Annotated in this window: 12 protein-coding genes and 1 pseudogene; 2 read left to right on the top strand and 11 right to left on the bottom strand. The window is 45.8% G+C overall.

All coding sequences use genetic code 11. The features are described from left to right. Positions 1–32 precede the first annotated feature (32 nt). Positions 33–1,085 (bottom strand): GerMN domain-containing protein, encoded by a 1,053-nt coding sequence (locus ACUUHJ_RS09995; RefSeq protein ID WP_472298823.1) that lies wholly within the window; start codon positions 1,083–1,085, stop codon positions 33–35. Between the two features lie 96 nt (positions 1,086–1,181). Then, positions 1,182–1,994: a glutamate racemase gene (gene racE / locus ACUUHJ_RS09990; protein WP_012685507.1), complete on the bottom strand. Its 813-nt coding sequence runs from the start codon at positions 1,992–1,994 to the stop codon at positions 1,182–1,184. Between the two features lie 170 nt (positions 1,995–2,164). Here racE and ACUUHJ_RS09985 point away from each other — a divergent pair, with 170 nt between their 5' ends. Next, on the top strand, positions 2,165–3,196 hold the full coding sequence (locus tag ACUUHJ_RS09985; RefSeq protein ID WP_289677128.1) for a superoxide dismutase: 1,032 nt from the start codon (positions 2,165–2,167) through the stop codon (positions 3,194–3,196). A 78-nt stretch (positions 3,197–3,274) separates the two neighbouring features. Here ACUUHJ_RS09985 and ACUUHJ_RS09980 read toward each other — a convergent pair whose 3' ends face one another. From ACUUHJ_RS09980 to tnpA, 4 genes are all read right to left on the bottom strand, one after another. Further along, a complete protein-coding gene (locus ACUUHJ_RS09980; protein ID WP_472298822.1) occupies positions 3,275–4,381 on the bottom strand; it encodes a peptidylprolyl isomerase in 1,107 nt (368 codons plus the stop codon). 486 nt (positions 4,382–4,867) lie between these two features. Next, the gene (locus ACUUHJ_RS09975) at positions 4,868–6,082 is read right to left on the bottom strand and encodes an IS256 family transposase (protein ID WP_289673754.1); all 1,215 of its coding nucleotides are present in this window, start codon (positions 6,080–6,082) and stop codon (positions 4,868–4,870) included. Between the two features lie 187 nt (positions 6,083–6,269). Continuing rightward, positions 6,270–7,361: an IS200/IS605 family element RNA-guided endonuclease TnpB gene (gene tnpB, locus ACUUHJ_RS09970; protein ID WP_289677124.1), complete on the bottom strand. Its 1,092-nt coding sequence runs from the start codon at positions 7,359–7,361 to the stop codon at positions 6,270–6,272. Between the two features lie 2 nt (positions 7,362–7,363). Then, the gene (tnpA, locus tag ACUUHJ_RS09965) at positions 7,364–7,768 is read right to left on the bottom strand and encodes an IS200/IS605 family transposase (RefSeq protein WP_436406355.1); all 405 of its coding nucleotides are present in this window, start codon (positions 7,766–7,768) and stop codon (positions 7,364–7,366) included. 173 nt (positions 7,769–7,941) lie between these two features. Here tnpA and ACUUHJ_RS09960 point away from each other — a divergent pair. Continuing rightward, a pseudogene (locus ACUUHJ_RS09960) lies at positions 7,942–8,268 on the top strand (GNAT family N-acetyltransferase); the annotation flags it as partial. 271 nt (positions 8,269–8,539) lie between these two features. Here the strand turns inward: ACUUHJ_RS09960 and ACUUHJ_RS09955 are convergent. The 5 genes from ACUUHJ_RS09955 to ACUUHJ_RS09935 form a co-directional block, all read right to left on the bottom strand. Next, the gene (locus ACUUHJ_RS09955) at positions 8,540–8,701 is read right to left on the bottom strand and encodes a hypothetical protein (protein ID WP_289677122.1); all 162 of its coding nucleotides are present in this window, start codon (positions 8,699–8,701) and stop codon (positions 8,540–8,542) included. A 2-nt stretch (positions 8,702–8,703) separates the two neighbouring features. Beyond that, the gene (locus tag ACUUHJ_RS09950) at positions 8,704–9,264 is read right to left on the bottom strand and encodes a MauE/DoxX family redox-associated membrane protein (RefSeq protein WP_289677121.1); all 561 of its coding nucleotides are present in this window, start codon (positions 9,262–9,264) and stop codon (positions 8,704–8,706) included. A 15-nt stretch (positions 9,265–9,279) separates the two neighbouring features. Further along, positions 9,280–11,064, bottom strand: coding sequence for an ABC transporter ATP-binding protein (locus ACUUHJ_RS09945; protein ID WP_472298821.1), 1,785 nt, complete (start codon positions 11,062–11,064; stop codon positions 9,280–9,282). After that, positions 11,061–11,594 carry a TlpA family protein disulfide reductase gene (locus ACUUHJ_RS09940; RefSeq protein WP_472298820.1) on the bottom strand — a complete coding sequence of 178 codons (534 nt, stop codon included), beginning with the start codon at positions 11,592–11,594 and terminating at the stop codon, positions 11,061–11,063. Before ACUUHJ_RS09940 ends, ACUUHJ_RS09945 begins: the two co-directional genes overlap by 4 nt. A 278-nt stretch (positions 11,595–11,872) precedes the next feature. Further along, the gene (locus tag ACUUHJ_RS09935; RefSeq protein WP_289677116.1) at positions 11,873–12,193 is read right to left on the bottom strand and encodes a hypothetical protein; all 321 of its coding nucleotides are present in this window, start codon (positions 12,191–12,193) and stop codon (positions 11,873–11,875) included. Positions 12,194–12,425: the final 232 nt, after the last annotated feature.

The raw sequence follows: 12,425 nt of genomic DNA, 5'->3' as shown, positions 1-12,425 counted from the left end.
CCACGCTCGTTAATACGGGCGTGGCTCGTTCCTTACATCTGTATGGGATTGAGTTGAACCGGGCGGCTCACTGGCTTGGTAAACGCACCACTAGCGAGCGGTTTTCCTTCCACCAGCAGCTGCACTTGCTTGGCTCCTGTCGTCTCTGTCAATGACAAGACGAGCGATTGCAGCGCTTCTGGGCTCGCTTCCTTGCCATCGTCATACTTGAGGATGTCACTGCTCAAATTGACTGTCACCAAATCTTTTTCCTGCTTCACATTCAGAACACGTGTCGTACGCAGCAAGGAACTGAAGAGCTGAGATCCTTGTTTCGGTCCTTTGATCAATTCTTCGACCGTTGCCTTGGCGATGTCGGTCGTTTCAGGAACTAGCCGAGTGATCGGGACATAATACGTTCGTGTATCATCCAGCTGACCTTGGAAATAAACCGTTACGCTGGAGGTATCCCCTGGTATTGCCCCATCGCCCAGTTCGAGATTGACTCCTTGATTCCGGTCTAATAGCGTGATGGGTGTTTTGGTTGCTGGCATTTCTGTCATCGGCGTGCCGTTCACCCAAATTTGCACAGTCTTGACGGTACTAAATTCCGTCAACGCCCGGGTGACTGCATCGACAATTTTCTTCTCGTCCTTCTCTTCGTACGTTTTGAAGTCTTTGGAAAAATCGACAGTGGCTACGCCGTTCTTGATGACAAGTCCTTTTACTTCTGTCCCTTTCGGCAAGACAGCGGAGAAGCCACCCTGGAGCATGCTCTCAACCGGTCCACCTTTTACCATGTAGCTCAATACTTGTTTGGCAGGACCGTCTGATTTCGGAAGCGTCATCGAGACAGGAACGATATAGCCGTTAGCATCCTGCAAGTACACCATTCTCTCTCCAGTCTCCTGAACGACCGGTTGTGCGCCATCTTTTGCAGCATCCGGGGACGGCGTGCCGTTGGGCAAATCCACAGATACCTCTGACTGTGGTGGTGCATCAATACTAATTGTTTCCTTTTCCGGGCCAAAGAGACCGCAGCCCGACAAAAGCACTGCGCTAACTCCCAGCACGGCCGTCATTTTCCCGATGTGCCTTATCTTCATTTCCCCAGCCTCCTCCACACACTTTGTACTACCATGTATACGAGCTAGGCTTGGGTTTATGCGTTGAAAGTTTGTCTCGCCAGACAAGGTCTTCCATCAGGGCTGGACAGTTTTTTCCAGTGAGTTGTGCTGGACGTTAACTTTGCAATCTAGCCATTCTTCTGCAATGGTCCGGAATTTGTTAGCATCCCCACTCGTCACAAACAGATGTTCTGGACGCTCTATTTGCTTGCGTTCGGCGTCCGTCGCAATTTGCAGAGACAATTCTCGCGCTGTCTCTTCTGCGGAGTTAATCAGGCGTACTCGATCTCCCATCACTTCCGAAATAATTGGTGCCAGCAACGGATAGTGTGTACAACCCAAAATTAACGTGTCCAAATCTTCGTGCAAGAACGGGGCAAGCGTTTCTTTTACAACTCTTCTTGCTTCCTCCGTATTCGCCATGTGGCTCTCCACCAGTGGCACAAATGCGGGGCAAGCCATTCCTGCGACATACAGATCCGGCTGAATCCGCAAAAGCGCACGTTCATACGCCTTGGTACGAATGGTCGTTTCCGTCCCGATGACACCGATCCTTCCGTTTTTCGTTACTTGAACAGCCGCACGCGCCCCTGGCTCAATCACCCCGATGACGGGTAGCGGCAAATCCCCTATCGCTTCCTCCAGCACGACGGCAGTCGCAGTATTACAGGCGATCACCAATGCCTTTAACGGTGTACGCATCACATAGTCGATCATTTGAAAGCTGTAGGTACGAATCTCTTCCGGCGATTTGGAGCCATACGGACAACGGGCATTATCGCCTACATAAACAATCCGTTCTTCGGGTAGCTGACGCATGACTTCCTTCGCAACAGTTAATCCTCCCACTCCTGAATCAATAACGGCAATCGCTCGTTCTCTACTCATACTAATGTGTCTCCCCTGTTGAAATGAATATAGTACAGCATACCACTCAAACATTTGTGCTACTACCATATGCGTAGATGAAATTTCTTGTACTCCGCAAATGTCGCACCTTCTCTAGGCGCCTTTCATAATGTGGAGAGTGATGATGTGCCCACGAGGAGGAGAATCTTTTGGTAGAAGAAGCCAAGAATTTGCTGGACTGGAGCCAATGGGGGCGACAATGGATCGAGCATTTGCGAAAACATAAGACCCTCAACCGAGAACTCGAACGGCATCTGCACAAATTCGAAGAAACATTTACACGGATCGGAAGGCAAGCATCCAAGCTTGATTCAACAAAAGACAGCGTCGAACTCCCTGCTCTCATCACTCGCGCAGAACAAGTGCAGGAGCAATTCCATCACTTTTTACGACTGGCACAGTTGAGTGAGGATGACCAACTGGAAGAAGAAGCGAAGGAACCTGTTGAGGAATCAATACATGGACAGCCAGCGGTGGCAGAAGAAGTACAAGTGCCTGTTGTGCCAGAACCCGTTTCCTATCCCGGTGCACGTGAGCCAGTCCGTGCGGCACGCCCCGTGGGTGTCGGACGGCATACTCTCCCCCCGCTCCCTTATGCGTACAACGCTTTAGAGCCGTACATCGATGAAGCTACCATGCAAATCCATCACAACAAACTGCACCAAAAGTATGTAGACGATCTCAATGCAGCAGAGAGGAAGCTATCGGATGCGCGAGAAAGTGGCAACTTCGATCTCATACGCCATTGGGAACGCGAGCTAGCCTTTAATGGGGCCGGTCATTACTTGCATACGATCTTTTGGTCATCCATGAGTCCAAATGGGGGCGGCACTCCCTCTGGTGATCTCGCAGCGGCAATCAATCGGTATTTCGGTTCGTATGACGCCTTTCAAAGACAATTTAGTCAGGCTGCAGAAAAGGTAGAAGGTCCGGGGTGGTCGATCCTCGTTTGGGCCCCGCGAGCACATCATCTGGAGATTCTTACAGCCGAAAAGCACCAGAACCTGTCACAATGGGATGTGATTCCGTTGCTGGCTCTGGACGTATGGGAGCATGCCTATTTCCTGGCGTATCAAAACCAGCGAGACAAATATGTAAAGAACTGGTGGAATATCGTCAACTGGCCCTATGTGGAAGAGCGATTCGAAAAAGCACGAAAACTGCGCTGGGAGCCGTATTGACTTGTCTCTCCCCTTCATCGACAAACCCCCTCCTCATCCCAAATGTCAGGAATGAGAGGGGGTTTTTGTTGGCAAAACTTATTCGCTATACGGGACAAATTCGATCTTTTGTACCTTGATCGGATTTTGGATGGGCTTTGCATTCTCATCTGTTTTCTGGGCTGCGATCTTGTCTACGACCTCCATCCCCGCAAATACATGACCAAAAACAGTGTGACGATTGTCGAGGTAAGCTCGTCCGCCAATTTCTTTATACTTCGCTTCTGCGTTCAGCGGCAGCGCCGACAAATCGAGGTACTCCTGATCTACCTTCGGGCTTTGTACAATGTAGAAATGCGTGCTATTGGTATTAGGTCCAGCGTTCCCCATGCTGAGTGCTCCTCTGAAATTGAACAGATCCCGGCTAAACTCGTCTTCAAACGACTCGCCGTAAATACTCGGCAGCTCCTTGCCATCCGGCCCTTTCAAATCTCCCGCCTGAATCATGAAGTCGTTGATCACACGGTGAAAAATCATATTGTTGTATTGCCCTTTTTTCGCGAGTGTTTTAAAGTTTTCCACCGCTTTTGGAGCTTTGTTCGGGAACAGTCTCAGCTTGATCACACCCGCATCTGTCGTGATCACGCATACTTCTTCGCCTTTGCGCGGCTTCTCCAACTGGATCAGCTTCACATCTGACACATCGATGCCAGAGTCCTGCCAAATAACTCCCCACGCCTTCCAGTTTACCGGGTCTGTCCCGAGTCTGGCCAAGCCGAGATAATCCGTTTTTTCAATGGCCTTGTTATCTGCGGTATACCCGACGTATTTGAATTTTACAATCGCGCGATAATTATTGTAGGCGTCCTCTTTGGTGACGGTGTACAGCTTGTCTACCTTTGCTTCGATCACCTGAATGTTTTTGTATTGCGCCAATCCTTCTATATAGCTTTTCATCGCAAAGTTCGTTAAGGAGTCATCTGCTACCAGCTTTGCTACCTCAGCAGGATTGGATCGTTGCTTCACCAAGGACGCGATGAAATCATTCACTTCCTGCTTATCTCCCCCATGTGGGCGGAACTGGTTGACCTGAACTTCATTCCGATAGTCATGAATAGCATTTGCAGCAGCATGTTGGACAAAAGTTGGACTTAGTAACGGGATCGCAATACTTGCAACGACTGCCAAAGAAACGAGTTTTTTCATTTTTTCCGCCCCCACTAATTAGAAGATTGTTCCATAAAAACAGTATAGCTCAATCTGTGAATGGATATCTGAAATATTTTAAAATTCTGCCAAGTAGAGCAAAAGCTGTGAACATGATAGGAAAGTTCTTAGCATCTCTATATAATAAGCTCTCATGAGCGCTCTTTTTTGTTTGTTAGTTTGAATTGGGAGGTTTCATGATGAATATCAAAACTGTTGTTTATGAAGCCAGCTATCATGATCAATTAGTAGATATTTGGTATCGTGCCGTTTGCCGTACGCACCATTTTTTTACAAAAGAAGAGATATTGCGGGTCTGTCAAGATTTTTGTGTAAACTCAATCAACCGATATATGAAAAGGTTTCATCCCCCTAATTGGGACCTCTTTTTCGAAGCCAATAGAGTCAAGGGCGTAAGGCGAAGCGAACCCTTGACGCATTGGTGGAGAGAAAGATAATCCCTTCGGGGATGAAGCCTTTCATTTGTTACCGAATGTACGGCTGTACTCGATCTTCAAAGAAAACGGATAGCTGCAAGAGAATCTGTCCCCAGTTCTGGACGCGTCCCGTCCACTTTCGCAGAACATCCATGGTCACGAGATATAGCATCTTCAGAAGGGCATCGTCTGTGGGAAACATGGCTTTTCCCTTTGTCACTTTTCGGAGCTGTCGATGATAACTCTCGATGACGTTGGTTGTATAGATCAGCTTTCGAATCTCTGGGGGATATTTAAAGAAAGTCGCAATCTCATCCCAGTTATTTCGCCAGGAACGAACCATCAAGGGATATTTACTGCCCCAGGCTTGTTCAAATTGCTCGAGTTCTTCCAATGCAGCTTGCTCCGTTGGAGCCTTATAGATGGGTTTCAGTTCGGACGTAATCTTTTTTAGATCCTTATAGGAAACATACTTGATGGAGTTTCGGATTTGATGGATGACACATTTCTGAATCTCCGTCTTCGGATAACATGCTGAAATGGCTTCTGTAAAGCCTCGAAGGTTATCGACGCTCGTAATGAGAATATCCTGCACTCCACGATTTCTCAGTTCATTGAGTACATGCAGCCAGAATTTTGCTGATTCATTCTCCCCAATCCAGATCCCGAGCACATCTTTATGACCGTCAAGGTCAATACCAATGACCATATAGGCGGCTTTATTGACGATAGCTCCGTCCTGTTTTACCTTAAAGTGAATGGCGTCAAGGAAAACAACAGCATAAACCGCTTGTAAGGGGCGATTTTGCCACTCTTTGATCATCGGTACAATCTTATTCGTTACATTGGATATGAGCGTTGGTGAGACTTCGATGCCATAGAGCTGTTGCAGATGGTCTTGGATATCGCGTGTGGATACGCCTTTGGCATAGAGGGCGAGAATTTGATCTTCGATCCCTGTCACATTGGATTGATGTTTCTTTACAATGTTCGGCTCAAAATCACCCTCTCGATCTCGAGGGACTTGGATGTCAACATCCCCGTACTCAGAACGGACGGTTTTCTTGCTATACCCATTGCGGCTGTTGGTTGTCCGCTTGTTTTTCATGTCATGCTTGGCGTATCCAAGAGAGGACTCGATTTCAGCTTCCAGCATTTCTTGGATCGTGTCTGCGAATAGATCCTTTAACGCTGACTGCACGTCGTCCACTGACTTCATGTTTTTCTCTTTGATCCACTGCTTGATCTGCTCTTTTGACATCATAAAAATCTCCCAACCTTTCTACTCCTAATTGTAGTTTAGAGGTTGAGAGTTTACACAAAATATTTTACAGACTCGATATTGCGTTTTTTGACACTCCCCATGCCTAAAGGCGGGGGATTCTTGGGTAGTCACTCCTAACGGAGTGAATATTACCAAGCTAGCCCTGTGTGTCCCACAGTTTAGTTGACTACGCCAACAATCGAAGTCCTTCTTGCTCAATATTGATCGCAGCGTTTTGGTCACGATCATGTTGTACGCCACAGTGCGGGCATATCCAACTGCGCAAGTTGAGACTTTTCACTTCTTTGTTGCGGTATCCACAGTTTGGAGTTGAGCATAGCTGGCTTGAAGGAAATTGTTTTCCCACAATGGAGACCTTTCTTCCATACCATTCTGCCTTATACTCCAGCATCGTACGAAACATCGACCACGAAGCATCTGCAATGGATTTGGCTAACTTGTGATTTTTGACCATATTTTCCACTTGCAAGTCCTCCAAACAGATTACTTGGCTTTCGTTGATCAGCTTGGTTGACAGCTTATGTAGGAAATCGTTACGGGTATTTGCAATTTTTTCGTGAAGTCGAGCTACTTTGGTACGCGCCTTGTTCCGGTTGTTGCTGCCTTTTTGTCTACGAGATTGAATCCGTTGCCACTTCACCAGTTGCTTTTCATCCTTGCGATAGTATTTGGGATTTGCCACCTTCTCACCAGTAGAGAGAATGGCGAAATCCTTGATTCCAAGGTCAATCCCAACTGTTCGTTCTACTTGTGGGAGTAATTTACACTCCGTTTCACACAATACGGATACAAAGTATTTACCTGAAGGATTGCATCTTATCGTAGCTGATAGGATTCGCCCTTCAACTTCTCTAGATTTAGCATACGATACCCATCCCAACTTAGGAAGTTTGATGCGATTCCCTTCTATTTTGATGTTCATCTTGCATGTATAGGATTGCTTTGGGTTCTTCTTGCTCTTGAATTTGGGATAGCCTTTTTTCTCCTTGAAAAACTTTTTGTAGGAGGAATCCAAATCTTTTAAGGTTGATTGCAGGGCAGTGGAGTCCACTTCTTTCAACCATTCGATTTCTTTTTTAAGTTGTGTGAGCAAAGCAGAACAGTCGTTGTAATTCAACGTTTTGTTTTCTTGTTCGTAAGCATCTTTTCGTTTCGCAAGAAAGTGATTGAATACAAAGCGAGTACATCCAATTGTCTTGTTGATGAGTGTTGCTTGTTCTTTGTTTGGATACAAACGGAATTTGTAGGCTCTATGCAAGTTCAATCATTCCTTTCTTTTTGAGACTCAATGTAGTTCTTAATCACATCGAGTTGCACCGTGCCAACCGTTGCTACAAAGTAGGAGTTTGTCCATAGCGAGGGAAGTCTACTTTTGAGATGTCTAAATTCCATCCGCAACACTCTAGAGGTATAGCCCTTCAAATGTTTTACGACTCGGTGGATTCCGAATTGCGGATCGCATTTGATGAGCAAATGAACATGATCAGGCATGATTTCCATTTCAACAACTTCCACACGTAGTTCCACTGCCTTTTCAAGAAACAACTCTTTTAATCGAATCTCTACTGGCTCTATCAAAACCTTTTTACGATACTTCGGACAAAAAACAACGTGATATTTACAGTCAAATACGACATTGTGGTTACTTTCCACTGATCTAGTCAAAACCATCACCTATGGTTAATTATACCACCCTGTTAGATAGAGAAGACATGTCTAACAAGTATCAACAAAAAAAGAACTATTTTTGTTTGCTCTTAGCCCCCACAAGGGATGCAGAGCAAAGTGCCTTATATCCCCATAGCTAAAGCAAGGGGTTTTACGGCACGAGTGATAAAAACATGGTAAAAAATGAAGCACTATCTGCTGTTGAGGTATGGATGGAAATAAACGAAAAGAAAGAGCCTGTAGGCTTCATTGGGCTTGATGGAACGAAAATCGAAATGCTGTTCGTTGATCCAGAATATCACGGGAAAGGGATTGGGAGCAGATTACTCGAACATGCAGAGCGTAAGTATGGCCCTCATTTGAAAGTAGATGTCAACGAGCAAAACGAGGGGGCTCACGCTTTCTACAAACGGTATGGATTTGTGCAAACAGGACGTTCTGAACTGGATGGTTCGGGAAGGCCCTTTCCTCTGCTTCATTTAGATTTAGAACGTTAATTTTCGGTTTAGCCAAAAAACAAGACTGCCTCATGTAGTAGAATTCTCTACTTGCGAGACAGTCTTGCTCTACTTATGTGTCTGAAAAACTACCAAGGGCATTCACACAATGGGCCATTTCTAATGCATCCTTTTTGGCATCCTGCAAATCCACTTGCTCCGAGCTTTTGGAGTAATTTCTTGAACATTCTTATCGCCCCTTTGGTATAAATTGTATTTACAGGTATATAATACAATGATTATACGAGAATTGAAAGTGTTTTCTGAAATTTCAGGAATTAATATGTTTGTCGCTTCTTCTACTGTACTCTTCTGCTGCCTCCATTTTATTAATGAACGTCCCGACCACCTTTAATACTTGAAACAAGACGACCAAAATTGCGATGACCGTCACCCATAATACCCCGAACCCAATCATCCAGCCTGTAGACATGTTCATCCCTGCCTTTTTCGCAAAATATGTTTGAACGTACTAATTTCTCCGCCAATAGCCATGAGTAGTGAGATGCATACACTCGAAAAGAAGATAGCCATAACTTCGTTCGTGATTTCGAAACTGCCGGACAACAAATAATGGTCAACACTCGCCCAGCCCCCGCTCCATTGCCCCACACAGACTGCCAGACTGATGAATACGAGGTTACGCAAAACAAGCTTCCACGATAAAAAATGGTTTCCCGCCATTCCGCCGCATCCGCATGAAATCTTCTTTCTCCCTTTTGCTAGATTGATACTGATCGCAAGCGTGTACACCCCTAGCAACAGAATCGCCAGGGACAGTCCCAGCGTTGTAAAAAGACCGATTAGCAAAGAAACCGCTACGGTGACTTGCAACCCCAGATCCAGATACGTAAAGCCTTTTGACCACGAATAAGGTATGATCTGATAGGCTCGCACAATGGACAAATGCGTGCCCATATCGCTTATTTTTGAAATAAACGTGCTGAGAAATAAAAACGCGAGAATCAGCCGAAACAGCAGCCCAAGCTCCTCCATATCACCCCTCCTTTGTTACGCAAACCATTTCGCCTGCATGCGGTACATGCGCGAATATTCTCCGTTTGCATCCATTAGCTCATCATGATGCCCGACTTCGATCAGCTGGCCTTGCTTCATGACAAAAATCCGATCCGCCATTCGTGCCGCAGCCATCCGATGGGAAATAAAAATCGCCGTCTTATTCTGTGTGAGGGCATCAAACTGCTGAAATACTTCAAGCTCTGCCTGCGGATCAAGTGCCGCCGTAGGCTCGTCCAGAATAAAAATCTCTCCTCTTCTGTATAAAGCCCGCGCCAACGCGATCTTCTGCCACTGTCCACCTGACAAGTCTTCGCCATCCTGTAGCGTCCGCCCCAAAATCGTATCGTAACCACTAGGGAGCCGACGAATAAAGGTATCTGCACCGGTTTCAACCGCTACTTGCCTCATCTGGGCGGGATTGACTTCCTGCGTCACTCTCCCAATGGTGATGTTCTCGCCAGCAGTGAAGTTGTACCGTATGAAGTCTTGGAAAATGACCGTAATATTTCGTTGCAGGTCGGAAATATCGAGCTCACGAATCGACTGATTGTCGAACAGAATATTCCCTGAATGGATCGGATAAAGCCCCATCAGGCATTTGACGAGCGTCGTTTTTCCAGAGCCATTATCGCCAACAATCGCAATACGCTCCCCAGGGTTGATCGTAAAGGAAACTTCATGGATCACATTACGCTCCATTTTGGGATAGCAAAACGAAACCCGATCAAACGTAATACCAGATTGCAGCTTGGCGGGAAACTCCGCTTTGCCAGTGAGCTGCGGAATCGTTTTATCCTCGTATTCCAGAAAGTCAAACAGATCAGCGATGTACAAGCATCTGTTGACGATATGTGCGAGGTTAAAGGTCATTTGCGAAAGCAGCTGCTGCGTATTCTGTACCGCTTGTGCAATCGCTACAAAATCCCCTACCATCAGCGCGCTCGCACGAAGCAAAGATACTACCAATCCCAAGCAGCCAATATACATCGAGGAGGTAAAAATCCCGGAGAGAATCAGTGCTTTTTCCCTGCGGTGGAGCAGACGAAGTACCTCTTTCATATTTTTCAAATACAGGCGAGACCATCTGCCTAGCAAAAAGTCCGTGAGCTGAAACAGTCGGACCTCTTTGGAGCTATCGCGCTCATTCAGGATCGAGCTGATGTAGGAGGCTTCGCGAATCTCTGGCGTCTGTAGCCTTGCGAGATAGTATTCCGACATACCAAATTTGATTTGGACAATTAACAGCGGGATCACGGCCAGCAAGCTCATCACAGCTAATCCCCAGTGAATGCTAAACAAAAATACCGCAAACGAAATCAGAGTAATCAGATTTTTCCCAAGATCCAATACCCTTTCCAGAGGGTCCAGAAACCGTTCCCCCATTGCTTCTGCCCGAATGCGGTGATGATGATTGTAAAATTCCGGATCATCGAAATAGGAGAGCGGAACAGATGCTGCTTTCTTTGCTACCATATGCTCCAAATGATATTCCAGTCGTTGCTCCGTATGGGCATTGAGAACACGCAAGACCGTTTCCAACGCATTCGTCACCAACGTCACGGAAAACAATCCCGCAAGCAGCCAAATCAATGGCTGGTAATCATCCGTGTGGTCCAGCGCAATGGCTGTAACCTCGTTCACCATTTCTTTCATAATCCAGATCGTAGCCAACGGGGAAAATGCCAGGATGATTCTGAGAGCAATGGAACAAATGAGCCATAGCTTGCCATGTGCCCAAATCAATCGAACCGTTTTTGCAAAATAGGAGCGAATCATGCTGGTTCACCTGCTAGCGCCAGAAGCTTCTTTTTGGTTTCCACGGCGGTTATCGGCTTGGCACGAATGACGTCCTGTTCATCGATTACGAAAACGCTGGGGAAATGGTTGATCTGGTATGCTTCCAGCATGGGTTCGTTGCCGATCAAGACAGGGATGCCGGATATGTTGTTTTCTTGTAGCCATTGGGAAGTGGATATGTGCTGGGATTCTGTTGAGATGATTACGGATGCATCTGTGAGTACCCTTCCCTCGGATAATAGTTCGTGTACATGATTGGCACAGTGCCCGCAGCCTGTATGGGTGAAGTTTACGATTAGTGGACGGGGCAGGTGATTTAGTTGTTGCTCTAGACCGTTTAGCGTGCGGAAAGGTAGCGATTGTAGTTTGGTGCCGATTGCTGGTCCGGTTTCTGGGATGAATGGGTGGAAGTGATGGACCTGATCTTGTGTTTGTTTTAGTAGGGTGAGGAGTTTTGCCAGTATGAAGGCAAAGATAAGTAGAAAGATCAGGTTTATGGCTATGAGCAAATCTATCGATCTCCTTTCGTGCGACTCGAGATTATACGAGAGGCGTGGCGTATTTTTACAGAGAAAATACTATAATATTCAAGTTTTGTCATTGTTTTATGGTTCAAATATGTTTATTGGTAGAAAAAAATTGGTGGTTACAACTGACTTTTGACGAAGGGGGACTTGGGGGTTAATTGCTCGCGTGGATTGGCAAAGGGTGAGGTACAAATATAAAAACCACATGGAGTGATAAACCCACATGTGGTTGGAAAATTAGATATTCTTAATCTCAGCCCCTAAAAGAGCGATAGGTGATCATCCTCTACGTCACCGGATAAGTTAAAGATCATCTTATACACTCCGGCATATTGATCTTTGTAATGCATTCTAACGACAATGATTACATGATTATAACCATCATCTGGCCAATTGGTGATTCGAAGGGAGACCGTATCAATGAAAACCTCTACATGGTTAACATGATAATCTGGAAACTCTTTCTGAAATTCTTCACTATATTCTTTTTGGTAGTTATTAAAATAGTTCCAAAATCCAGTAATACTTCGCTCCTCCAAATTATGTGTCAGTACAAAATCTTTTATCGCCTGAATATCCATATACTCACCACCAAAGATTTTACATTCCCAGAAAGTCGCTTAATCCCTGCTTCAGCTTACTACGAATCATCCTTTTTTAGGAGTACTCCGACTCCCGCTCCTCCCGTCAAATGACGAACTACAATGCTTCATTTCACACAAAATAGCATTTTATTTCCTGCACCAATGTTCGTCAAGGATAGTATGTAAACCCCTTGAATCTTAAAACACGAAAATCCCCCCCCTGACGAGT

It is taken from the genome of Brevibacillus schisleri, assembly GCF_055685845.1.
This window is presented reverse-complemented; position numbering and strand designations above follow the sequence as displayed.

What these genes read in the sequence shown, in the direction of transcription:
- ACUUHJ_RS09935 (WP_289677116.1), bottom strand. Translation starts at nt 12,193, where the DNA reads ATGGATATTCAGGCGATAAAAGATTTTGTACTGACACATAATTTGGAG.
- ACUUHJ_RS09945 (WP_472298821.1), bottom strand. Translation starts at nt 11,064, where the DNA reads ATGATTCGCTCCTATTTTGCAAAAACGGTTCGATTGATTTGGGCACAT.
- ACUUHJ_RS09995 (WP_472298823.1), bottom strand. Translation starts at nt 1,085, where the DNA reads ATGAAGATAAGGCACATCGGGAAAATGACGGCCGTGCTGGGAGTTAGC.
- ACUUHJ_RS09980 (WP_472298822.1), bottom strand. Translation starts at nt 4,381, where the DNA reads ATGAAAAAACTCGTTTCTTTGGCAGTCGTTGCAAGTATTGCGATCCCG.
- ACUUHJ_RS09955 (WP_289677122.1), bottom strand. Translation starts at nt 8,701, where the DNA reads ATGTCTACAGGCTGGATGATTGGGTTCGGGGTATTATGGGTGACGGTC.
- ACUUHJ_RS09975 (WP_289673754.1), bottom strand. Translation starts at nt 6,082, where the DNA reads ATGATGTCAAAAGAGCAGATCAAGCAGTGGATCAAAGAGAAAAACATG.
- ACUUHJ_RS09950 (WP_289677121.1), bottom strand. Translation starts at nt 9,264, where the DNA reads ATGGAGGAGCTTGGGCTGCTGTTTCGGCTGATTCTCGCGTTTTTATTT.
- racE (WP_012685507.1), bottom strand. Translation starts at nt 1,994, where the DNA reads ATGAGTAGAGAACGAGCGATTGCCGTTATTGATTCAGGAGTGGGAGGA.